At 47.9% G+C, this 23,423-nt stretch carries 22 protein-coding genes and 1 riboswitch; of the genes, 1 reads left to right on the top strand and 21 read right to left on the bottom strand.

All coding sequences use genetic code 11. The features are described 5' to 3' along the window. Position 1 precedes the first annotated feature (1 nt). The 21 genes from ACT89M_RS03775 to ACT89M_RS03675 form a co-directional block, all read right to left on the bottom strand. Entirely contained in the window at positions 2-949 is a 948-nt protein-coding gene (locus ACT89M_RS03775; RefSeq protein ID WP_373323304.1) for a ring-cleaving dioxygenase, read from the bottom strand. Between the two features lie 343 nt (positions 950-1,292). Then, a complete protein-coding gene (locus ACT89M_RS03770; protein ID WP_154892161.1) occupies positions 1,293-2,375 on the bottom strand; it encodes a hemolysin family protein in 1,083 nt (360 codons plus the stop codon). A gap of 47 nt (positions 2,376-2,422) precedes the next feature. Further along, complete coding sequence (locus ACT89M_RS03765; RefSeq protein ID WP_154985875.1) at positions 2,423-3,760, bottom strand: hemolysin family protein; 1,338 nt, start codon at positions 3,758-3,760, stop codon at positions 2,423-2,425. Positions 3,761-4,571: 811 nt separating this feature from the next. Next, positions 4,572-5,837: a phosphoribosylamine--glycine ligase gene (gene purD, locus ACT89M_RS03760; RefSeq protein WP_308723335.1), complete on the bottom strand. Its 1,266-nt coding sequence runs from the start codon at positions 5,835-5,837 to the stop codon at positions 4,572-4,574. Positions 5,838-6,056: 219 nt separating this feature from the next. Beyond that, on the bottom strand, positions 6,057-7,604 hold the full coding sequence (gene purH / locus ACT89M_RS03755; RefSeq protein WP_154892158.1) for a bifunctional phosphoribosylaminoimidazolecarboxamide formyltransferase/IMP cyclohydrolase: 1,548 nt from the start codon (positions 7,602-7,604) through the stop codon (positions 6,057-6,059). 296 nt (positions 7,605-7,900) lie between these two features. Beyond that, positions 7,901-8,518 (bottom strand): phosphoribosylglycinamide formyltransferase, encoded by a 618-nt coding sequence (purN, locus tag ACT89M_RS03750; protein ID WP_308723336.1) that lies wholly within the window; start codon positions 8,516-8,518, stop codon positions 7,901-7,903. Then, the gene (gene purM, locus ACT89M_RS03745; protein ID WP_308723337.1) at positions 8,518-9,558 is read right to left on the bottom strand and encodes a phosphoribosylformylglycinamidine cyclo-ligase; all 1,041 of its coding nucleotides are present in this window, start codon (positions 9,556-9,558) and stop codon (positions 8,518-8,520) included. The genes purN and purM overlap by 1 nt, the downstream gene beginning before the upstream one ends. A gap of 69 nt (positions 9,559-9,627) precedes the next feature. Then, positions 9,628-10,071, bottom strand: coding sequence for an immunity 26/phosphotriesterase HocA family protein (locus ACT89M_RS03740; protein WP_308723338.1), 444 nt, complete (start codon positions 10,069-10,071; stop codon positions 9,628-9,630). Positions 10,072-10,083: 12 nt separating this feature from the next. After that, positions 10,084-11,562 carry an amidophosphoribosyltransferase gene (gene purF, locus ACT89M_RS03735; RefSeq protein WP_090923359.1) on the bottom strand — a complete coding sequence of 493 codons (1,479 nt, stop codon included), beginning with the start codon at positions 11,560-11,562 and terminating at the stop codon, positions 10,084-10,086. Beyond that, entirely contained in the window at positions 11,547-13,790 is a 2,244-nt protein-coding gene (purL, locus tag ACT89M_RS03730) for a phosphoribosylformylglycinamidine synthase subunit PurL (RefSeq protein WP_308723339.1), read from the bottom strand. Before purL ends, purF begins: the two co-directional genes overlap by 16 nt. Beyond that, entirely contained in the window at positions 13,768-14,457 is a 690-nt protein-coding gene (gene purQ / locus ACT89M_RS03725; protein ID WP_090923362.1) for a phosphoribosylformylglycinamidine synthase subunit PurQ, read from the bottom strand. The genes purL and purQ overlap by 23 nt, the downstream gene beginning before the upstream one ends. A 4-nt stretch (positions 14,458-14,461) precedes the next feature. Continuing rightward, positions 14,462-14,707, bottom strand: a complete 246-nt coding sequence (purS, locus tag ACT89M_RS03720) for a phosphoribosylformylglycinamidine synthase subunit PurS (RefSeq protein WP_090923368.1) — start codon at positions 14,705-14,707, stop codon at positions 14,462-14,464. 232 nt (positions 14,708-14,939) lie between these two features. Next, positions 14,940-15,134, bottom strand: a complete 195-nt coding sequence (locus tag ACT89M_RS03715; RefSeq protein WP_308723341.1) for a hypothetical protein — start codon at positions 15,132-15,134, stop codon at positions 14,940-14,942. 194 nt (positions 15,135-15,328) lie between these two features. Continuing rightward, complete coding sequence (locus ACT89M_RS03710; protein ID WP_154892153.1) at positions 15,329-16,201, bottom strand: phosphoribosylaminoimidazolesuccinocarboxamide synthase; 873 nt, start codon at positions 16,199-16,201, stop codon at positions 15,329-15,331. Between the two features lie 242 nt (positions 16,202-16,443). Then, positions 16,444-17,742, bottom strand: a complete 1,299-nt coding sequence (gene purB / locus ACT89M_RS03705; protein WP_145335839.1) for an adenylosuccinate lyase — start codon at positions 17,740-17,742, stop codon at positions 16,444-16,446. Next, on the bottom strand, positions 17,739-18,944 hold the full coding sequence (purK, locus tag ACT89M_RS03700) for a 5-(carboxyamino)imidazole ribonucleotide synthase (RefSeq protein WP_308723342.1): 1,206 nt from the start codon (positions 18,942-18,944) through the stop codon (positions 17,739-17,741). Before purK ends, purB begins: the two co-directional genes overlap by 4 nt. Beyond that, a complete protein-coding gene (gene purE, locus ACT89M_RS03695; RefSeq protein WP_090923373.1) occupies positions 18,941-19,426 on the bottom strand; it encodes a 5-(carboxyamino)imidazole ribonucleotide mutase in 486 nt (161 codons plus the stop codon). The genes purK and purE overlap by 4 nt, the downstream gene beginning before the upstream one ends. 157 nt (positions 19,427-19,583) lie before the next feature. Next, positions 19,584-19,685: riboswitch (purine riboswitch) on the bottom strand. Between the two features lie 316 nt (positions 19,686-20,001). After that, positions 20,002-20,436: a universal stress protein gene (locus ACT89M_RS03690; protein ID WP_090923374.1), complete on the bottom strand. Its 435-nt coding sequence runs from the start codon at positions 20,434-20,436 to the stop codon at positions 20,002-20,004. Positions 20,437-20,604: 168 nt separating this feature from the next. Beyond that, a complete protein-coding gene (locus tag ACT89M_RS03685; protein ID WP_308723343.1) occupies positions 20,605-20,868 on the bottom strand; it encodes a DUF1294 domain-containing protein in 264 nt (87 codons plus the stop codon). Positions 20,869-20,982: 114 nt separating this feature from the next. Beyond that, entirely contained in the window at positions 20,983-21,120 is a 138-nt protein-coding gene (locus ACT89M_RS03680) for a hypothetical protein (protein ID WP_167375798.1), read from the bottom strand. 89 nt (positions 21,121-21,209) lie between these two features. Continuing rightward, positions 21,210-22,106, bottom strand: coding sequence for an ROK family protein (locus ACT89M_RS03675; RefSeq protein WP_308723344.1), 897 nt, complete (start codon positions 22,104-22,106; stop codon positions 21,210-21,212). Between the two features lie 133 nt (positions 22,107-22,239). Here ACT89M_RS03675 and ACT89M_RS03670 point away from each other — a divergent pair, with 133 nt between their 5' ends. Beyond that, positions 22,240-23,418: an AraC family transcriptional regulator gene (locus ACT89M_RS03670; protein ID WP_308723345.1), complete on the top strand. Its 1,179-nt coding sequence runs from the start codon at positions 22,240-22,242 to the stop codon at positions 23,416-23,418. Positions 23,419-23,423: the final 5 nt, after the last annotated feature.

Raw genomic sequence — 23,423 nt, 5'->3', positions numbered from 1 at the left:
ATCATTTAGACTCCCCTTTCCATTCCCGTACTTGAATTGGTGGCAGCAACTGTTCGATCTGCTCACGCTGTGGTTCGTACCATTCAGGCAGCATCAATTTCTCGCCCATCGTCTCTTGCGGTTCATCCCGTGCAAAGCCCGGAGGATCTGTCGCAATCTCGAACAAAATACCTCCTGGTTCACGGAAATATACCGCGTTGAAGTATTGACGGTCAATCACGGGTGTTGGATGATACCCTGTTTGATCCAGATCCTGTTGAATCTGTTCATGCTCCGTATAATCTTTGGCACGCCATGCAATGTGATGTACCGTTCCTGCTCCACCGATACCGCGCTGGATACCTGTTGATTGAATATCGATGATCTGTCCCAGATCACCGCTCGCCCGCAGACGAATCAGGCCATTCTCTTCACCAACCTGTTCCAGGCCAAGCTTGCCGATAAGCACATCCATCGTTTTCTCAGGCACATGACTGTAGAGCACCGCACCGCCAAAACCTTTGATCGCATGTTCAGGTGTCACCCCGTTAAATGTCCACTGGCTCGGCTCGCCGCCTTCGCGCTCAACCAGTTCAAGGAGCAATCCCCCTTTATCGAAGAAACGAATATATTGTTCGCCGAATCTCGTTTTATTTTCATATGGAATATCGAAGGATGCAAGACGTTCTTTCCAGAACGACAGGCTGCCCATCGGTACCGCATAGACGGTAACTCCGGTCTGACCTGAGCCGATCACACCTCTTCTTGAATTTTGCTGCGGGAAAAACGTAATGATCGTACCTGGCGCGCCTTGTTCATTGCCGTAGTACAAGTGATACACATCCGGTGCATCAAAGTTGATCGTTTTTTTCACCAGTCTAAGTCCCAGCACCCCTGCGTAGAAGTCTACATTTTTCTGTGCGTCGTCGACAAAAGCGGTAATATGATGAATGCCTGAAGTTCTGAACATAATCTCCACTCCCTTAGTTTTCGTTTATTATTCATTATCTTGGTTGTTGTACGGTTGTTTTATTTACTGCTTCTGAGGATTAACTTACTTTAGCTTCATTATTTATCTTTAAATTAAGATTCTTTAAATTCATATTAATCCATATACGAGTAATATGCAAGCATTTATTTCAAAATTAAGATATTACTTCAATGAACCTTAAATAGACTCGTTTGTTTTTGTTAAAACGTATCGCTCTGAACTGCTTTTCACATAAAAAAACAGGTCTCCGAACCGAAGTACGGGAACCTGTCTTTAATAACGTGTATCTCACCAAAATGAAGCCTACTTCTGATTCTGATTCTTACACCAATTTTAATTTCTTCGGTGGATTAACCAGATCTTTATGCTCATATTCATCCTTGATATCCCCGACAATCTCTTCGAGAATATCCTCCATGGTCACCATTCCGATCGTTGCGCCAGCTTCGTCTTTGACAGAAGCGATATGCACGCGGCTATGTTGCATCTGAACGAGTACATCCTTGATCGGTGAACGCTCCGAGAAGCTCGGCATTGGGTGCATGAACGTGTTCATGCTGAACGTTCTGCCCGCAGCTACACTCGTTAACGTCTGTTTGGTATTAATAAACCCGACAAAATGGTTTGCATCCCCGTTTGCAATGACAGGATACCTCGTATACTCATGCTGATTCAGCACTTCAATAATCTGTTCCAGCGGCATTTCTTTATTCAGCGTAACGATTTTATTTCGGGGAATCATGATCTCCTGAAGCAAACGCTCATCAAAGGCAAAAATGTTTTTGAGGTAATCCAGCTCCGTCTGGTTAATCTCGCCACTCTCATAACTTTGCGCCATGATCAGCTTTAATTCCTCTTCGGAGTGAACCGTATCATGCCCGGCCGGTTTGATACCGAAAATGCTAAGCAATAAACGTGCTGCACCATTCAGCGCATAAATGAACGGGTTCATGATTTTACCGAACCAGTAGAGCGGTGGTGCAAGCAACAACGTCATCTTTTCAGCAAACTGAATGGCAAGTGTCTTGGGTGCAAGCTCGCCGATTACGACATGCAAGAAGGTGATAAATGCCAATGCAATCGCGTAAGAGAGTACGGTTGACAGTGCAGCAGGCACTTCCAGACTCTGGAATAACGGATGCAACATTTTCTCTACGGTCGGTTCGCCCAAAGCACCCAGTACGAGCGCAGTAATCGTAATACCCAGTTGACAGGCAGACAGATAATAATCCAGATTATGTGCTACTTTTTTGGCGACCACTGCTTTTTTGTTGCCTTCCGAGATCAATTGATCAATACGGGACATCCGCACTTTCAAAATAGCAAACTCGGCTCCTACGAAAAACGCGGTCAAACCGATAAATACAGCTACTAAAAATAAGTTTAAGGCTATTATTCCGTCCAATGATTTCCCTCAGATGAGGGATTCACCTCCATTAAGTTTTGAAATGTTTAAGCCAGATCGCTGGCGGCTTCCTGGGCCTCAATACCGTTAACACGTTCAAGCAGCACCTGCTTGATGTGATAGTTTTCGGCATCCACTACCGTCCAGACATAGTCGCCGTGTTCAACGGTATCTCCTTTTTCCACACCGACACCCTTCTGGTACTGAATCCATCCGGCAACCGTATCCATCTCTTCATTACCTTCGAATATAATTCCGAATTGACGCTCCAGTTCATCCAGCAGCACACGGCCACTAATTAGATACTGGTTTTCCCCGGTCTCCTGAATGTCCGCTACTTCATCAGCATCGAACTCATCCCGGATCTCGCCAACCAGCTCTTCAAGGATATCCTCCATCGTAATGATTCCCGAAGTACCGCCATACTCATCCACGACGACAGCCATATGCACACGTTCCTGTTGCATTTTGATCATCGCATCCTGAATGGATGTCACTTCCGATACAAATGGGATCTCACGCACGAATTCACTCAATTGATGTGCCCGGGTCGCAACCATGTCCGGCAAAATCTTCTTCACATTCACGACACCGATAATGCGGTCTTTATCTCCATCCTCGATGACGGGATATCTGGAGTAGTTATGCTCATCCAATATAGGAATAATATCGTCATAAGTCATATCCTGATTCAGTGTAATCAGTTCGGTACGCGGAACCATGATGTCTTTGGCATCACGTTCATCGAACACAAACACATTTTCCAAATAGGAAAGCTTGGTCTGGTTACTCTCATCGCCTTCATAGCTCTGGTTCATAATGATCTTAATCTCATCCTCGGAATAAGCCTGATCATGTCCGGCTGGTTTTACACCGAATCCACGCAAAATTACACGCGATGCACCATTGAGTGCCCAGATGAATGGATACATGACTTTACCAAACCAGTACAGCGGCGGCGAGAGTAACAAAGTCAACTTTTCGGAAAATTGAATCGCCAACGTTTTGGGTGCCATCTCACCAACAACGACATGCAAAAACGTAACGAGTATAAAAGCTATCGCATAAGAAGCAATCGCCGAGGCCGAGGCAGGTACGTCAAAATAACTAAACACCGGATATAACAATCTCTCCACAGTCGGTTTCCCCAAGGCCCCGAGTCCGAGGGCTGTAACGGTGATACCTAGCTGACAGGCGGACAAATAATAATCCAGGTCCGAGACGACCTTTTTGGCAAGCACTGCCTGTTTATTGCCTTCGGCAACCAGTTGATCCACCCTTGATGTACGAATTTTCACAACAGCAAACTCCGACGCAACGAAAAATGCAGTCAGTACAATCAAGATGATAAGTAATGCGATATTTAATATGGTAATTATGTCCAAAGACTTCCCCGATAGTCAGGGATTCACCTCCAAGATAGTTACAGCGTGATACATTAACGTTCATGCCGTTAACTGTTCATACGCTGTTGAATGTGTGATGCCAAGAGCCCGTGACGAATAAAAAATATATAAAAATCAGTTCATGATCACTTCTGTATAAGTCGCATAATGACCTTGTAAATCTAAAACAGGAATCCAAGATGAAGTCAATAACGCCCATGACGTGTAGAAACGACTTCAATCAAAACGGGTTACCCCTCATGCTGTCCATTGTTCCTTGATCAACTCCACCTAGATTCGCCATTTGGACAATTTACAATATCGCCTACCCAATAGATATCCACCTCCCAACGTATCGATTCCTGTTTCCGAAAAGTATATCATGTTTTGATTCAAACCATCCAGTTGCACGTTATGGTTTGGCACAAGCTTACAGTCTATTGTTCACAGAATAGTCTATATGTATGTTATCCTGTGGCATTTTAACCAGTGTGATCCTGTAATTAAGAGATGGATTTATCGCCTATCTTTCTACAGACAGACTACCTACATTTCCCGCTTTTATGTAAAAGGCTCTTCCGAATTGATACAGTCCTCTTGTTATAGAATAATGCAGTTTATTAAAAAACTACCCGTTTCATTTGGGTATCAAACAGATCCAGAGGCTCACTGGCATAGCGGCTAATTGTCACTCTCAAGGCTATGTTAAGGATTGCAGCTGTCTTTTTTACACATAATATATGTAATACGCGCAAAAAACCCGAAGGATGCAAATACCTTGCGGTACCCATCCTACGGGCTGGCTTAATTGTTACACCAAAGCTTTGGCTGCAATGTCGGAGCGTTGATGTTTGCCTTCAAATTGAATGTGCTCTGCCTGAGCATACGCTTTGGCTCTTGCTTCTGCAATGTCAGCACCTAGGCCTACAACACCGAGAATACGTCCGCCGTTTGTCACCCAGTCCCCAGCTTCGTTACGCGCTGTACCCGCGTGGAACACAACCGCTTCTTCGACTTGATTGAGTCCTTCGATGACAATCCCTTTGGCATACGGGCCCGGGTATCCGCCAGAAGCAAGCACAACACAAACAGCGGCTTCATCGCTCCATTCAATCTCCAGATCAGCCAGCTTCCCGTGAACGGTTGCCCAGAAAATGTCGAGCAGGTCCGTTTTCAGACGTGGCAGCACGACTTGGGTTTCCGGATCTCCAAAACGAGCGTTGAACTCAATCGTTTTGGGTTTGCCATCCGGGGAGATCATCAAACCTGCGAACAATACCCCACGGAATGGACGACCTTCAGCTACCATCGCTTTGGCTGTTGGCTTGATGATCGTTTCCACCGCTTCTTCAATAATGGAGGCTGGAATATGTGGAAGTGGGGAGTACGTACCCATGCCGCCCGTATTAGGTCCCTGATCATTGTCGAACACAGGTTTATGATCCTGCGCAGCAGCCATCGGACGAACGGTCTCACCGTCAACAAAGGCCAGAATCGACATCTCCTGTCCGGCGAGGAATTCTTCGATAATCACTTTGGCCCCAGCTTCACCAAATACCTTATCAACCATAATACTGCGAAGGGCCTGATTCGCCTCTTCACGGGAGTATGCAACGGTGACCCCTTTACCTGCAGCCAGTCCGTCCGCTTTAATAACAATCGGAATCGCTTGCTCGTCCAGATAGGTCTGAGCTTGCTCGTAGTTGTCGAACTTCTCATATGCAGCCGTAGGGATATTGTATTTGTGTAGCAGATCCTTCATAAATGTCTTGCTGCCCTCGATTTCCGCTGCATTACGACGTGGGCCGAAGACCGGGATACCTGTCGAGTCAAATGCATCTACAATGCCGTCTGCAAGCGGATCATCCGGTCCAATAACGACGAGGTCTACTTTTAGCTCAACTGCCAGTGCTTTGAGTTTGTCAAATTCGTGTACCGCAATCGGGTGACACTCTGCCAGCTGTGCAATCCCCGCATTCCCGGGAGCACAATGAATCTTACCTGCCTTTGGACTCTTCGCCAGTGCCCAGATAATTGCATGTTCGCGGCCGCCGCCGCCGACTACCAAAATATCCATTCGTCTGTTTCCCTCCACGCTTTACTGGATTGTGATGTTCCTACACTTCAAAAACATTAAGTGTCTATTTTTTATTGATCTATTTCCTGAAAAAAGGAGTGCCCCATACGTCATCAGCATGACAGGTGACACTCCTTTATAACACTTGCCACTTTTTGATGAAGAGTATTTTAATACTTCTGTTCGGACTTTAACTCTTCAAACTGCTTATTACTTGTCCTAGTGTTTAAAATGACGTACGCCCGTGAATACCATGGCGATGCCATATTCATTGGCTACCTTGATAGACTCTTCGTCTTTGATCGAGCCGCCTGGCTGAATGACTGCTGTAATACCCGCTTTTGCCGCCAACTCAAGTGTATCACCCATCGGGAAGAATGCATCGGAAGCGAGAATAGCTCCTTTTGCCTGCTCGCCAGCTTGCTCAATTGCAATTTTGGCCGCGCCGACACGATTCATTTGCCCTGCACCTACACCTACCGTCATGTCGTTCGCAGCAAGTACAATCGCGTTGGACTTCACATGTTTAACAACTTTCCAGCCAAACAATAGCTGTTTCATTTCTTCTTCGGAAGGTGCACGATCTGTAACCACGTTGAGCTCGCTCGCTTCAATGGAGTGTACGTCTGATTGTTGCACGATCATACCACCGTCAATCGATGTCACCACGAATTGGCTTTCACGGTTGCGAGCTGCGTTCAGTTCACCTGTTTTGAGCAAACGAATATTTTTCTTTTTCGTCAGGATATCCAGTGCTTCTTGGGTAAAATCAGGAGCGAGTACGATTTCCAGGAAAATCTCGCTCAGCTTGTTCGCCGTATCGCTGTCGATGATGCGGTTTGCTGCCACAATGCCACCGAAAATCGATGTTGGGTCAGCAGCATAAGCTTTACTGTAGGCTTCATAGATGCTTTCGCCAATTCCTACACCGCAAGGGTTCATATGTTTTACGGCAACGACTGCTGGCTCTTCAAATTCTTTGACAATCTGCAGTGCTGCGTTGGCATCGTTGATGTTATTGTAAGACAACTCTTTACCATGCAATTGCTCAGCTGTAGTCAATGTATCCTGCGCAGCCAGCGGTTTGCGGTAGAATGCCGCTTGTTGATGCGGATTTTCGCCATATCGTAGATCTTGGAGCTTTTCGTAAGTAACGGTCAGACGCTCTGGTAATGGATCGCCATTAACGTTGGACAGGTAATCGGAGATGAGTGCATCGTAAGCCGCCGTATGACGGAACACTTTTGCCGCAAGCCGTTTGCGTGTTTCCAGCGTCGTATCTCCGCCGTTGCGCACTTCCTCCAGCACTTGACTGTAGTCGGCCGCATCAACAACAACGCTAACAAAAGCATGGTTTTTAGCCGCTGAACGAAGCATCGTTGGACCACCAATATCGATGTTCTCAATCGCATCTTCATAGGCTACATCCGGTTTAGCGATGGTTTCCTGGAAAGGATACAGGTTCACAACAACCAGATCGATGTAACCCAAACCAAGCTCCTGCATTTGGCGTGTATGCTCTTCGTTATCACGAACAGCAAGCAAGCCGCTGTGAACTGCCGGATGTAATGTTTTGACACGTCCGTCCATAATTTCCGGGAATCCGGTTACGTCCGAAATTCCGATGACAGGTACGCCTTCCTTCGACAACAGGCTACTTGTACCTCCTGTCGAAATAATCTCCACACCCATTTGCGACAGCTCGCGGCAAAAGTCCACGATGCCTGTTTTATCCGATACGCTGACCAGCGCTCTTTTGATACTCACAATATGCTCCTCCTTTATTATCCCATAAGCTTCGCGTTTCCTGACGAAACACAGCCGATTTATTTCCCGAGAAATATCACAAAATGCGTACCAATTTTCGACTTCTGTTATATAAGTTGATAAACGATTCCCACACTGAGCCACTGCGAGAACAGAATAATCTTTTGATCGCTGTTATTCCTGGATTTTTCGAACAATTTTATAATGGTAAAAATCAAGTAATAAACGCGAACGCTCCGCTTCTCCAGCTTATTTCTGTTCTCTCCGTTCATGTGTGGAAAAAATTTCAACTTATATCAAACCGGTTTGTTAACGGTGACGTGGCGTCCGTTTAACTGGACCAGACCTCGCGCGAACCAAGATACCACTTCAGGGTATAACTGCTGTTCGGCAGCATGGATAGCTTTGCTGATCGTTTCCGCCGTATCCCCTGGTTGGACAGGCACAGGATGCTGGGCTATAATCGGCCCCGTATCCATGCCGCCGTCCACAAAATGAACGGTTACACCTGTCACTTTCACACCATAATCAAGTGCTTGTCCAATCGCATCTTTGCCGGCAAAGGCCGGGAGTAGCGATGGATGAATGTTGATCAGTCGACCCGCGTAACGCTCCACCATCACGGAGGTCAGCAGTCTCATATAACCCGCCAGCACAACCAGATCGATCTGTTTGGATTCGAGCACTTCGATAATTTCTGCCTCGTATGCTTCACGCGAAGCATAATCTTTCGGTGTAAACAGGTGACATTCTACCCCTGCATCCTGTGCTCGCTGTACAACACGTGCAGCAGGTTTATCACAGACGAGTAATTCCACCGATGCACCCAGCTCGCCATTCCGTGCCGCATCAACCAGAGACTGAAAGTTGCTTCCCGTCCCTGAGGCAAATACAGCAATGCGGTAGTTCGTCATTAAACATCCGCTCCCGTGAAGGTTACTCGCGCATCTCCTTCAGTTACACGGCCAATGATGTACGCTTCTTCACCGGAAGCTTTTAGTTGCTCCAATGCTTTTGCTGCATCCGCTTCGTTCACAACCAAGACAAGTCCGATACCCATGTTAAACGTTGTGAACATATCACGGCTCGATACATCGCCTTTTTGCTGTAAAAGATTAAAGATTGGCAGGATCGGCCATGAACCATAATCGATATCTACGTTCACGTTGCTTGGCAGCATACGCGGGATATTTTCGATGAATCCACCGCCCGTGATGTGCGCCATCCCTTTAACTTTGACATTCTCCAGCAGGGACAGTAATGGTTTTACATAAATTTTCGTTGGCTCCAGCAAGGCATCGCCCAGTTTGCCACCCAGCTCCGTCATTTCGGAGTGCAGATCCAGGCCAGCTTCTTCAAGCAGCAATCTGCGGACCAGAGAGAAGCCGTTGCTATGCACGCCGCTGGAAGCGAGACCGATGACCGTATCTCCAGGTGCGATGGTTGTGCCATTAATGATTTTTGCTTTGTCCACGATACCCACGGTGAAACCTGCGATATCATACTCACCTTCACTGTACATGCCTGGCATCTCAGCCGTTTCACCGCCGATGAGCGCACAGCCGGACTGATGACAGCCTTCCGCGATACCCGCAACGATCGCTTCAATCTTCTCCGGGATGACCTTATCGCAAGCGAGGTAGTCCAAGAAAAAGAGTGGCTCTGCACCTTGTACAACGATATCGTTGACACACATCGCTACAGCATCAATACCAATCGTATCATGACGATCCATGGCAAATGCGATTTTCAGCTTGGTTCCCACACCATCTGTACCGGAAACCAGAACCGGCTCATCATATTTGTCTTTGTTCAATCCGAACAGGGCACCAAATCCACCTAAATCCGTCATCACTTCCGGACGAAAGGTACGCTTTACGTGTTTTTTCATCCGTTCAACCGCTTCGTTCCCTGCCGCGATATCGACGCCGGCCTTTTTATATGCTTCGGACACAACCCTCACACCCTTCGTATCTTGTATAAATTGAGTTGAACATATTTCCGTGTAAATCAAAAGTCCAACTCATTTATTGTTACTCATCTCCAAAAGATGAATCTGTACCAATTCAAATCCAGCTACACCCATTATAATGTACTGACTGTACTCTTCTGGTGGAACCATTCGAATGAATTCGTCACCGTTGTATACCGCACCGGCACACTGGAATACTTGCAGTTCTTTTTTCGCCGGAGTCAGCGGAATGTTACCAACGATGCTCCATGTGCCATCTTTCAGCAGCTTCGGTGACGTGAAGATCACGTTGCTCTTACGTTTGCCATAAGAATAGATAAGGAATTCGCCGTCTTCCAAACTTACAGTTTCGTCACGCTGAATGCTCATCACGCCGAATGAAAATGCCTTTTTGAAGCGGTCTCTCAGTGCACATATCACCTGACACACGGCAAACCGTCCATCATGCATTGGAATCAGAAAAACATCGCCCTCATTATAGCTTTTTCTTCCCATAAGCCTTGCCTCCTAACAACTGCAGCCGAACTTCTCCTCGCCGTCAAAGTCGAGTCGGGTCGGATAGTCATTATCGAAGCATGCCAGACACAGTCCGCCCTTATAGTCATCCTGATTATCTCCCTGAATGGAAGCAATCAGTCCGTCCGGGCTGAGGAATGCGAGAGAGTCTGCATTGATCTCACGGCAAATCTCTTCAACGGACAGAGCAGATGCAATCAATTCACGGCTATCCGGTGTATCAATACCATAGAAGCACGGATTCTTAAATGGCGGCGAAGTAATCCGCACATGCACTTCCGTTGCCCCTGCGTCACGCAACATATTCACAATCCGGCGGGATGTTGTCCCACGTACGATCGAGTCATCGATCATCACTACACGTTTACCTTCTACAACCCGGCGCACGGCACTTAGTTTCATCTTCACGCCCTGCTCACGCAGTTCCTGGCTTGGCTGGATAAATGTACGTCCGGTGTATTTATTTTTGATCATGCCCATCTCATATGGAATACCTGTTTGTTCAGCGTATCCAATCGCCGCCGAGATGCTGGAATCTGGTACCCCCGTAACCAAGTCCGCATCCACAAACGCCTCAATGGCCATCCGACTACCCATGCGTTTACGAGCAGCATGCTGATTAGCACCGTTCATATCACTATCAGGTCGGGCAAAATAAATATATTCCATTGCACAAAGTGCCTTGCGGTGTTTATGATCATCGAAACGATCTTCATGTAATCCGTCTGCATCCAGCACAAGCAGTTCCCCTGGCTCTATGTCACGGATCAACTCTGCGCCGATCGTCTCAAGTGCACACGTTTCAGACGCAAACAGGTACGCGTCCCCAAGCTTACCCATCGTTAGTGGACGAAGCCCATGCGGGTCAGAAGCAACCAACAACTTATCATTTGTCATAATCAGAAAGGCATAACCACCGACGATACGCTGGAATGCATCTTTTGCCGCCTCAACAAGACCTTTCGAAGAACGTGCGATCAAGTGAGCAATAACTTCAGTGTCGCTCGTCGTCTGAAAAATAGAACCGCTCTGCTCCAGCTCACGCCGAATCGTTGGTGCATTCACGATGTTGCCGTTCGTTGCAACGGCTAGGTCGCCATCACGATATTTGAATACGAGCGGCTGTGCATTGGTCAATTTGCTATCTCCACTTGTCGAATAGCGTACATGACCAATCGAAATATCACCGGTGAGTGTCTGCATTAGATCTTTGGTGAAGACTTCTTTCACGAGTCCCATACCGCGGTGATAGTTAAACTGTGTGCCGTCGCTAACACACATGCCCGCACTTTCTTCCCCGCGATGTTGCAATGCGTGCAGGCCGTAGTAGGAAAGGGAAGCCGCATCAGGGTGCCGATACACCCCGAATACGCCGCATTCTTCCTTTAATTTGTCGAGTCCTTCCTTGCCGGACCCTTCGTTATAATAATCGCCTGTCCACAACGGTTCCGTCATCAGTTCATGAGACATGGAATCGCATCCTCCCAGACCTTCGCCAAACCTCCTACAGGTTCGTTCACGGCTGATGTTCCGTTCAATTCAATCGTCAGGTTACTTCCTTCAACACGTCCGATCACAGCTGCTGGCACTCCGCGTTCACGTACGAAAGCTTCCAGCTTACTCGCTTGCTCTGGAGAAGCCGACAACAGAATACGGGATTGGCTCTCACTGAACAGCGCATGATCTGCACGGAGTGCAGTCTCTACATTCACTTGCGCGCCTACGTTACCGCTGATGCAAGACTCTGCCAGTGCAACCGCCAGACCACCTTCGGACAAGTCATGCGCGGAGCGAACAAGTCCGGATTGGATGGCTTCAAGCACAGTACTGAGCAAAGTCTTCTCCGTGTTCAGGTCAAGCTCCGGCGGACGGCCTTCTGTCACGCCGTGTACGGCGTACTGCAGTTCGCTGCCGCCGAGTTCCGCTTTGGTTTCACCGAGGAGCATGATGACATCTCCTTCGGATTTGAAAGCCTGTGTCGTGATATGATCCGTATCATGAACGAGACCTACCATACCGACCACTGGCGTTGGATAGATGGAGCCTTTGGCGTTTTCATTGTACAAACTCACGTTACCGCCGATAACCGGAGTATCCAATACGCGGCAAGCTTCTGCCATACCGTCCACGGCTTTTTCCATTTGCCAGAAAATATCCGGTTTCTCCGGGTTACCGAAGTTCAGGTTATCCGTAATCGCGAGCGGCTCCGCACCGGAACATACGATATTACGCGCTGCTTCACTTACGGCAATACGTCCACCCACCTCAGGATCAAGGTAAACGTAACGACCGTTACAGTCCGTTGTCATCGCAAGACCTTTGCGCGTGCCACGAATCGTCACCACTGCTGCATCCGAACCTGGACGAACGGCTGTGCTTGTACGCACCATGTAGTCATATTGGTCATAGACCCATTTTTTACTCGCCACCGTTGGGGAAGCCAGCACTTGTTTCAATGCACCGCCGAGATCCGACACTTCGTCATAACGAAGCGTGTCGATGGAAGCACTCGCTTCATAATACGCAGGTACGGAAGATGGCTTGTCATATACCGGGCACTCGTCAACCAAAGCCGTTACAGGCATATCGCCAACCACTTCGCCGTGGTGGATCAGTTTCAGACGACCATCGTCTGTAACTTTACCAACTTTGGCACAGATGACACCCCAACGTTCAAAGATTTCCATCGCCTGCGCCTCATCCTTCGGCTCAACGACAAACAGCATCCGCTCCTGAGACTCCGAAAGCATCATCTCGTAAGGTGTCATGCCTTCTTCACGCTGTGGCACCTGATCCAGATACAACTCCAGACCATTACCTGCTTTACTTGCCATCTCCGCACTGGAGCATGTGAGACCTGCCGCACCCATATCTTGAATACCGAGCACGATGCCCGTATCGATCAATTCCAGACAGGATTCCATAACCAGCTTCTCCATGAATGGATCACCGACTTGGACCGCTGTACGCTGGGACTCGGATTCTTCGGTCAGCTCAACGGATGCAAACGTTGCACCGTGAATACCGTCACGACCTGTTGGTGGGCCAACGTAATAAACCGGGTTACCTACACCTTTGGCTACACCGCGCTGGATTTTGTCATGATCAATCAGACCCACACACATCGCATTCACGAGCGGATTGCCTTCATAGCTCTCATCAAACATCACTTCACCTGCAACGGTCGGAATCCCGATACAGTTACCGTATCCCGCAATACCCGCTACCACATGCTCGAACAGATATTTTACGCGATCGCTCTCCAGCTTACCGAAACGAAGGGAGTTCAAAAGCGCCACTGGTCTTGCACCCATGGAGAAAATATCACGGATAATGCCGCCTACACCTGTTGCCGCCCCTTGATAAGGTTCTACCGCGGAAGGGTGGTTATGGCTTTCAATTTTGAAAACAACGGCCTGGTTGTCACCGATATCTACGATCCCGGCACCTTCACCCGGTCCCATCAGGACACGTGGACCACTTGTCGGGAAACGACGCAAGAGTGGCTTGGAGTTTTTGTATGCGCAGTGCTCAGACCACATTACGCTGAATACACCAATTTCCGTGTAGTTTGGCTTGCGGCCCATGAACTCACAGATCAGCTCATACTCGCTGTCAGACACGCCCATCTGTGCGTATAGTTTATGTTCTGCGACCTGTTCTGCTGTTGGCTCCTTAGCGGATAGCTGCTGCGTCATGCCGATCCCTCCATGCTTTCAAAATTGATGTAAACATCCGTTTGCCGTCTTCCGAGCCGAACAGTGAATCCACTGCACGCTCTGGATGCGGCATCATGCCCACTACGTTGCCCGCCTCGTTGCAAACCCCTGCGATATCACCCAGGGAACCATTCGGGTTGTTGCCATATGTGAATACAATCTGATTGTTTGCTTGCAAACTTGCCAGTGTTTCTTCGTCACAGTAATAGTTACCTTCACCGTGAGCAATCGGAATGACAATCTCTTCGCCTGGTGCATAGTCACGTGTGAAAGGTGTGTCTGCGTTAGCCACTTTCAGCACCGTGTCATGGCAACGGAATTTCAGGGACGTGTTGCGGATCAATGCTCCCGGGAGCAGACCTGCTTCCGTCAGAATCTGGAATCCGTTACAGATGCCCAGTACATATTTGCCTTGCTCTGCAGCTTTAGCCACTTCGTTCATTACGGGTGCGAAACGGGAAATTGCTCCGCAACGCAGGTAGTCTCCGTACGAGAAACCACCCGGAACCAGAATGCAATCATACGCGGACAAGTCCGTAGCCGTATGCCATACATAATCAACCTCTTGTCCAATCGCGTCTTCTACCGCTTTGTAACAGTCGATGTCGCAGTTGGAGCCAGGGAACACGAGAACTGCAAATTTCATGAGATTAACCCTCCAATTCGTAGCGGTAATCTTCAACAACGGTGTTGGCGAGCAACTTCTCACACATCACTTTCAATCGTTTTTCCGCTTCCACACGATCTGTTGTATCCAGATTCAGTTCCATGACTTTACCGATCCGTACACTTTCCACTTCGTTAAATCCCATGGAGTGCAGGGCTCCTTGAACAGCTACGCCTTGCGGGTCGAGTACGCTTTGTTTAATAGTGACATATACGGTTGCTTTGATCATGATCTGTATGTTCCTCCTCAGTAATGAACGGGATAAATGCTTTATGCTGTTAAAAAAGTGCTGTGGCCTCGGGTTATCGCTTCGGTGTGGATGGTTCCTCCGGCCGCTTGTTGTTCCCAGGTTTTCTGATTCGTTTTGGCCCGCGCCGCGGTCAAAACCCGGGAACAAAGGCGGACGCTTCGCTCCTTCGTGAACCATTCCACCCCTCCGCTTGTTCCTGCGGCGCTATTTTTTAAAGGCCTACACCCTTTGCGTTGCTCAGTGGCAACTGTACAAGCGGTAAACCTGAACCAATCCATAGCTTTCCGCATACGCGGGACAGGTTTTCAAGTATTTGAGTAACCTTGTCTTTGATTCTTGTAATCTTTGCAGGCTTCATATCTAGTGAAGCCTGCGCCTTAATTACCTCATCCACCAGTTTGAACACTGGCGGAGGGAAAGATTTGAGCTGGAGAAACGAAGTGCTTGCCTTTGCAACCGGAATGTGTCCTTTTGAAAAAAGGATAGGAATCCAAACATTCCGGGGGCAACAGCGATCGAAAGCCAAACTTTCCCAGAGCCGCACGCAAAACGTTCCTTCTCAAGCTTTCCCGAAGCCCGTGCTCAAACGTCTTCCACTTATTATTTCGTTAAACGTTTATAAATATCGACGTATCTTGCCGTTGTCGCTTCCACGACCTCTTGCGGAAGCGGGTCGGGCTTGCTGTTCTTGTCCCAATCGGTGCCTGCAAGATAGGTACGGACAGGCTCTTTATCCATGCTGTCGATCTCAATGTCGAGAGCATAGTTTTCTTTTGCCCAGAAGCGGGAGGCATCCGGAGTGAAGATTTCATCAATCAGGATCACCTTGCCATCCACGATGCCAAACTCGAATTTGCAGTCTGCCAGGATGATACCGCGCTGATCACAGTAATCACGAGCAAACTCATAGAGGCGTAAGCTTTTCTCTTGAAGCTCGATAGCAAGCGCATCTCCCACAAGCTCTTTCATACGCTCCATCGGAATGTCCTCGTCATGACCAACGTCATTTTTGGCAGCTGGTGTGAAGATGGGCACTTCGAGCTTGGCATTTTTGCGCAGGCCTTCCGGCAGTTTAATTCCATTCACTTCTCCGGTTGTCTCGTACTGTCTCCAGCCACCACCAGTGATGTATCCGCGCACCACACATTCGATATCGATGCGCTCTGCTTTGCGTGTAACCATGATGCGGTTTTTGAGCAATTCAGGTTCGGTGACCAGATCACCCAGTTGATTCACATCGGTATGAACCACGTGGTTTTCCATCATGCTACCTGTCAGTTCAAACCAGAAGCTACTGAGTTGATTCAGCACATTACCTTTCTCTGGAACCGCCGGGTCGAGCACATAATCAAATGCCGAGATGCGATCCGTTACCACAATAAGAAAATGCTCACCCAGATCGTATAGCTCGCGTACTTTTCCTTTGTATAACAGAGGTGCTTTAACAAGATCTGCCGCCGTGGACAGTGCCATAGGGTCACCTTCTTTCAGGAGATGTAAGGCTAAGAACGAATCCTGATGGTGCAAACTCCACTTCGATGACAGAACAATCTTCCGATCGCTGTTATCCCCAGATTTTTCCGATCCACTTTTTCCAAAGTGAAAATCCGGGGATAAAGGCGAACGCTCCGCTTCTTCAGCTTATTTCTGTCCTCTACGTTCCCTGCTAGCCCATCATTCGTTCTCTAGCCTTATTAAGGGCATATATTAATCGATTAGTCGTTCAAGCCGAGTTTTTTGAAAATCGTATCTACGTGTTTCAGGTGCCAGGACGGGTTAAATGCATCTGCGATTTCCTCTTCGTTCAGCACAGCCGTAATTTCCGGTGTGGACTTCACTATGTCCTGGAATTGACGTTGTTCTTCCCATGCCTGCATGGCACGTGGTTGTACGGTATCATACGCTTGCTCACGGCTGAAGCCTTTGTCGATCAGTTTCGTCATAACGCGACCGGAGAATGGCACGCCGAAGGTACGTTCCATGTTGCGTTTCATGTTTTCCGGGAACACAGTCAGGTTCTTAACTATGTTACCGAAACGGTTCAACATGTAGTTCAGCAACATCGTTGCGTCCGGCAGAATGACACGTTCTACGGAAGAGTGCGAGATGTCGCGCTCATGCCACAGTGTTACGTTCTCGTATGCAGATACCATATGTCCGCGGATAACACGGGACAGACCGGAGATGTTTTCACTGCCGATCGGATTGCGCTTGTGCGGCATTGCGGAAGATCCTTTTTGACCTTTGGCAAACGCTTCTTCCACTTCACGGAACTCGCTCTTCTGCAGTGCACGTACTTCTGTAGCGAACTTGTCCAGAGAAGTTGCGATCAGTGCCAGCGTAGCCATGTACTCCGCATGACGGTCACGTTGCAACGTTTGCGTGGAGATTGGTGCAGGCTTGGTACCCAGCTTCTCACAGACAAACTCTTCAACAAATGGATCGATGTTGGCATACGTTCCAACGGCACCGGAGATTTTACCAAACTGTACGCCATCCGCCGCATGGCGGAAACGCTCCAGGTTACGCTTCATCTCTTCATGCCACAACGCCATTTTCAATCCGAAAGTTGTTGGCTCCGCATGTACACCATGCGTACGTCCCATCATTGGCGTATGCTGGTATGTCAGTGCTTTTTCACGCAAAATTTCGATGAAATTAATGATGTCTTTTTCCAAAATTTCGTTCGCTTGACGCAGTACATATCCCAGTGCCGTATCCACCACGTCCGTGGAAGTCAGGCCGTAGTGTACCCATTTCCGCTCTGCACCCAGGCTCTCGGATACCGTACGTGTGAACGCAATAACGTCATGGCGTGTTTCCTTTTCAATCTCATAGATACGATCAATGTCAAAAGAAGCGTTCTGGCGAAGCAAAGCTGCTTCTTCCTTCGGGATAACTCCAAGCTCAGCCCATGCCTCGCATGCGCAAATTTCAACCTCCAGCCACGATTGGAATTTGTTTTCTTCTGTCCAGATGGCTCTCATTTCGGGTCTGCTATAACGTTCAATCATGAATTTGTATGCCTCCATAGATTAGTTTGTTCGATCCATTGCAATCCTTCTTCGACATCCTGACAGAGCAGGTTCACATGCCCCATCTTCCGTCCTGTCTTCGCTTCGCTCTTGCCATATATATGAAGCTTAGGGATAACACCGAGTTCCATCGCCTCTTCATCAGGTTGCCCTGTTCTTGCGATGATTCCTTCCAGATGCTCACCAAGCACATTGACCATAACGGCGGGACTTAACAGCGTTGTATCCCCCAGCGGTAATCCGCAGATGGCACGAACATGTTGCTCAAACTGTGATGTGGCGCAAGCCTCCATCGTGTAGTGTCCGGAATTATGCGGCCTTGGAGCCAGCTCGTTCACATACAGTCTGCCGTCAGCGGCTACAAACAGTTCCACCGCCAGTAATCCGACAGCTTTCAGGGATTCCGCAACTGCAGCGGCCAGTTTCTGTGCTTCCAGTTGAATGTCTGTAGCCACTCGCGCAGGTACGATGGAAGCATGCAAAATGTTATTCACATGAATGTTCTCCGCAGGCGGGAACGTTTTGATCTCTCCGCTCGTGCTACGAGCAACAATGACTGAAATCTCGCATTCGAACTTGATGAATTGCTCCAGCACCAGCTCTGCTCCTGTCGATGCAAGCTCTTGATAAGCCTCTTCAGCTTCCGCTGCGACACGAATCACCCGCTGACCTTTGCCGTCATATCCGCCAGTCACTGTTTTCAGCACACATGGAACTCCTAATTCACTCACCGCAGCATTCATCGTATCCAAACTGGTAATTTCGCGGTACGGGGCAACTCTGACACCAGCCGCTTCAATCGCACGTTTCTCACGCAAGCGATGCTGGGTCGTGTATAAAAGGGAACTCCCTTGCGGTACGGATGACTCACGCTCAAGTAAAGCCGCCACTTCTGCATCCACATTCTCGAATTCATACGTGATCACATCGCATTGCCGCGCGAGTTCTCTTGCTGCCTGTACATCGTCGTATCCAGCTTCAATCTGCTTCGCAATCTGGCCACAAGGTGAATCCGGTGTTGGATCAAGCGTAACGAAACGATACCCCATCGCCGTTCCAGCAAGCGTCATCATGCGTCCAAGCTGCCCGCCGCCAAGAATACCGATTGTTGTATGTCCGGGTAATAAGACGGGTTGTCCCTGCCCTGTTCCCTTATCCTGTCTGGTTACCTCGTTACTCATAGCTCATCACTGCTTTCCAGTACTTCTTGTTTAATCCGTTCTCTGCGAGCTTCGGAGCGGCGCTGCACCTCCGGGTCAAATGCGCCAATGATCTGTGCCGCGAGCAAGCCTGCATTTGTCGCACCCGCTTTGCCAATGGCAACCGTGGCTACCGGGATGCCGCCAGGCATCTGCACAATGGACAGCAAGGAATCGAGACCGTTCAATGCTTTGGATTGAACCGGAACACCGATGACGGGAAGCATCGTTTTGGATGCCACCATACCTGGAAGATGAGCCGCTCCGCCTGCACCAGCGATAATGACCTTGAATCCGCGGTCAATCGCCTGTTCTGCATATTCAAACATCAAATCCGGTGTACGATGTGCGGAGACGACCTTTTTTTCATAACCAATCTCAAGCTCGTCCAGCACCTCGCACGCATGTTTCATCGTTTCCCAATCAGACTTACTGCCCATAATTACAGCAACTTGCACTGACATGAATACATCCCACTCCCATCTGAGCATTTTAAAAAAAACAAAAAAGTCCGCTACCCGCGAAAATATTACATTTTCTCCGGACACCGGACTCCAAGAAATACGTATCCCTCCTTTGGGCATGCCAAAAGGGGCTTGCTGTCCGCAATCAACCATGCGACTCTCAGCCGTATCTCCTCGTAGTCCGGAAATTTACGGTTTCCGGGTAGATACTTCCGGGCCCTATTCCCGGCGTTATACGAGCAAATATCTATTCGTTACATCTTCGTATACCATGTTCCACAATCATACAGCTTTCGTTCCTACTCGACCTTATTTTAACCTGATCGACACATCTAACATTCTAACAATCCCCTACAGCGTATGTCAACTTAAAGACGAACATTTAACATATTGACAAATCTAATGTTCGGGAATTAGTACAGTGTTATACAATAAACCCCAAATTCGCTTGAAATACCCCATCCTGTTGCTTCAAAATAAAATAAAGAAAGCCGGCTTCTCTTCAATTTCTCGAAGACAACCGGCTTGTTCACACGGGAATGGAGTACAAGTACATCCTCCCTCTTATTTCAATATCATTTTACGATCAATACAGGAATCTGAGCATGCTGTACTACGTTGTGACTGACACTGCCCAGCACGAATTCACGGATTCCGCCTAAACCTCGGGAACCAATGATAATGATATCCGAGCCGTTTTCTTTGGCATAGTCCAGCAACACCTCTGCTGCAGCTCCTTGGATCAGATCTACATTTGCCGTAACACCGGCAGCCTGAATACGCTCTTTGGCTTCATCCGTCGTTTGCACAGCCAGATTGTAGTAATCGTTGTTGAGTGAAGGCGGCAACGGCGCCAGACCTTCCCCAATAAATACGCGCGGAAAATCAAATGCATGAATGACATCAAGCACAGCCCCCGGCGATGCCTTGGCAAACTCGATTGCACGATCCAGTGCTTTATTTGAAGCTTTTGACCCATCATAAGCTACTAAGATTTTGGAAAATAACATGTAAATCCCGTCCCTTCCTTATATATGTAGAACCCGAAGCAAGCCTCGGTCTGACATCTAAATCCCTTACAGAGCCTGGAACCATGTAACTTCTTAAACCTTCACAGGTTAAAATGAACCACTTGATAAGAAACAATTTACATAATAAACTCATTCTTCCCTAAACCATCACTGCAAAAAGTAACCATACATCACTGCATTCAGAAACACGAGCAACGGAATGCCCGTCGTAAAGCTGGGATGTTTCGTTTTATGCCTTTTCCGATACATCGCAATCCAGACACCTAGCGCACCACCGATAAAGGCTAGCAAAAATAACGTTCGTTCAGGCGTGCGATCCCGCCGCTGCTGTGCACGTCTCTTGTCGTCAGACATGACCAGATATGCGACAACATTAATAAAGATAAACCATACGATAAGTCCGGTATGCATATGCGTTTAGCGGTCCCCCTGTCCCGGGACATCTCCCTGTCTCCATTATAATCCCAAGACAGGCAGATGATCAACGCGGGCAGAGAACCGCACTATTTTACATAAACGAGAATTTTACGATTCCTGTTTCGGAATCCCGTTCAGGCTCGGTACCCTTTTGGCTGATTTCTCCGGGGTCACTGCGATATTCTCTTCCCGAATGCTGTCCTTATTCTGCTGGTTATTGCGTTTTTCCGGTTTGTTATGCGGCATCTCAGGCTCACCTCCTCCGCTTACGTTGCCTGAAAACGAAGCTTCTTATACGAAGGAGGCACCTGTATTTTAGGCTTTAGGGCCCACGTCTAGTTGTTCCGGTGACTGTTTAGAAAATGATATAACGCTCCGTACAGGTTGGCATCATTTCCAAACGTACAGGCTGTAATCTGTGGGCTCGCCTTATGCAATGGGTTAATTCGCTTCAGTTCATCTATTGCCCATTGGATTCGCTCCAGCACAACAGGCTGTGCACTAATGCCTCCTCCAATGGCAAACACTTCAGGGTCGAGAATGTATTGCAGATTCATGATCTGAACCGCAATCTGTGTGCAAAAGGTGTCAAATACACCGCACGCCTCCGCATCTCGCTGATTAATAAATTCAAACACGGCCTCACCATCGGCAGGGTCATCCAGCCCTTTTAACTTACCAATCTGTCTGACCATCTCTACAGCCGAGCTCTCCAGTCCAAAATAGGCCGCTTCCTTCGTTACCGGATCAATCCGGCTCATCACATAACTAACCTCTCCGGCTGACAAGTTTTTGCCACGTTGCAGTTTACCGCCCATGATGATTCCTCCCGCGATGCCGCTACCCAGCACCATAACGACGGAATCCTTGGTATCTTTGACACTGCCGAGCCATAGTTCGGCAAGCGCTGCGCACTTCCCATCATTTTCAATGGACACACGGATCGCATATCTGTCTTCAAGAAGTTTGGCTAAATTCACCTCATGCAAAAATGGAAAAGAACCACCGTGATACACCATTCCTGTCTCCACATCGATTGTTCCCGGACAACTCAGGGCAATGCCCTGAATCTGTGACAAATCTTGTGCATCCACGATGGCATAAAGCGCATCCTGCAGTTCCTGCAAGCCACTCCGCCCAACGCCACGTTTTCCCTTCGACAACAGCTCTCCGCTTTCGCTCATGATTCCGTATTTAATAAAAGTTCCACCAATATCAATAACTAAATACATGCTTTCAGCCCCCTGCTCTACATATCATTCGTCAACATCTTAATTGAAATATAGAGCGTTTCCATTTATATTTATGGTATTTATTTGCGATTAATAGTAATTAATTATGATCTTTAGGGAGATGGAGAGTTCAGTGCCAACGATAACCGAAACCAGACTTCAATGGATCTTACAAACGTTATATGATACCACCCGGGTTCCTGCGTTCTACCTTAAGCGAGGTATCGATCGTCATCCTACTTTGAGCCCGGAATTGGTGAACCAGCTTCTGTCCACTCCTGTTCATCTGAAAATCCAGCTCATGGATTACAATATACAAATGGATAAGATGATCCTGATGCCAGTCTCCACTCTTGAAGGACAAGGTTTGCTTGTTCTCTGGCCCAAAGCACAGTCATATGTTGAGCATGTTCCGTTTGCATGGGATCAACAACTGAATTCAACCACATCCATTGAACCCAATGATCTCCATCAACTGCTGAGTGTGGCGATTATGGCCCATTATCTTTTACATCATGAAATATTGGATCGAAATCAAGTTCTTGAGGACAACAAACATGTCTTAAATATAAATAATCATGCGGAAGGTGTACTTGAACTATCTCTTCTGGAACAGAGAGAGCGGAGATTGTTTCACAAATCCTACCTGTCGGAGAAAAAGGTATTTGATCAGGTGCGTCTGGGGAACAAACATAAGATGCTTTTGTATCTGAAGCAGCATATGGAGTTGAACGGGGTCTACGGCACTTTATCGAAACAGAATAGTTTACGGAGCAAAAAGAATCTGATCATCGCGGCCATTACGCTCGGAACCCGTGCTGCAATTGATGGCGGATTGTATTCGGAGTCGGCACTTACGCTTAGCGACACCTATATTCAGCACATTGAAACGCTGTCCCGGATTGATTCGATTCATCCGATTCTGCATAAGATCCTTGGTGATTTTACCGAACGTGTAGCCAAAGTCCATCGGGCTCATAACTCCAAAGACATTCTGTTATGCCAGGAATATATATTCAATCACTTATACGATGACTTAAGTCTGTCCGTACTGTCCGCGCATCTGCAAATAAGCCCCTCCTATCTTTCCCGTAAATTCAAGGAAGAGACTGGAGAGGCACTTCGCATTTTTATACAAAGGCAACGGATTGAAGAAGCCAAAAATCTTATCGTTTTCTCAGACTATCGCCTGAGTGAGATTCATACGTTGCTTAACTTTCACGATCAGAGTTACTTCATCAAAGTGTTCCGAAAACATACGGGTTTTACACCAAAAGAGTATCGTAATCGATTTGTGGTCAAGCCTTCTTGAACATG

The sequence above is a fragment of the Paenibacillus sp. NN59 genome, from assembly GCF_057597225.1.
The sequence above is the reverse complement of the archived record's forward strand: the minus strand, read 5'-3'. Positions and strand labels throughout refer to the sequence as shown.

Bases quoted from the DNA above. Each gene is read 5' to 3' on its own strand.
- purB (WP_145335839.1), bottom strand. From the start codon at position 17,742: ATGATTGAACGTTATAGCAGACCCGAAATGAGAGCCATCTGGACAGAA.
- purK (WP_308723342.1), bottom strand. From the start codon at position 18,944: ATGAGTAACGAGGTAACCAGACAGGATAAGGGAACAGGGCAGGGACAA.
- purQ (WP_090923362.1), bottom strand. From the start codon at position 14,457: ATGAAATTTGCAGTTCTCGTGTTCCCTGGCTCCAACTGCGACATCGAC.
- ACT89M_RS03775 (WP_373323304.1), bottom strand. From the start codon at position 949: ATGTTCAGAACTTCAGGCATTCATCATATTACCGCTTTTGTCGACGAC.
- ACT89M_RS03710 (WP_154892153.1), bottom strand. From the start codon at position 16,201: ATGGCACTGTCCACGGCGGCAGATCTTGTTAAAGCACCTCTGTTATAC.
- ACT89M_RS03680 (WP_167375798.1), bottom strand. From the start codon at position 21,120: ATGCCGCATAACAAACCGGAAAAACGCAATAACCAGCAGAATAAGGAC.
- ACT89M_RS03675 (WP_308723344.1), bottom strand. From the start codon at position 22,106: ATGTATTTAGTTATTGATATTGGTGGAACTTTTATTAAATACGGAATC.
- ACT89M_RS03685 (WP_308723343.1), bottom strand. From the start codon at position 20,868: ATGCATACCGGACTTATCGTATGGTTTATCTTTATTAATGTTGTCGCA.
- purD (WP_308723335.1), bottom strand. From the start codon at position 5,837: ATGGATATTTTGGTAGTCGGCGGCGGCGGCCGCGAACATGCAATTATC.
- purL (WP_308723339.1), bottom strand. From the start codon at position 13,790: ATGACGCAGCAGCTATCCGCTAAGGAGCCAACAGCAGAACAGGTCGCA.
- purN (WP_308723336.1), bottom strand. From the start codon at position 8,518: ATGACGAACTACCGCATTGCTGTATTTGCCTCAGGGACGGGAAGCAAC.
- ACT89M_RS03740 (WP_308723338.1), bottom strand. From the start codon at position 10,071: ATGGGAAGAAAAAGCTATAATGAGGGCGATGTTTTTCTGATTCCAATG.
- purS (WP_090923368.1), bottom strand. From the start codon at position 14,707: ATGATCAAAGCAACCGTATATGTCACTATTAAACAAAGCGTACTCGAC.
- purF (WP_090923359.1), bottom strand. From the start codon at position 11,562: ATGTCTCATGAACTGATGACGGAACCGTTGTGGACAGGCGATTATTAT.
- ACT89M_RS03690 (WP_090923374.1), bottom strand. From the start codon at position 20,436: ATGTTATTTTCCAAAATCTTAGTAGCTTATGATGGGTCAAAAGCTTCA.
- purE (WP_090923373.1), bottom strand. From the start codon at position 19,426: ATGTCAGTGCAAGTTGCTGTAATTATGGGCAGTAAGTCTGATTGGGAA.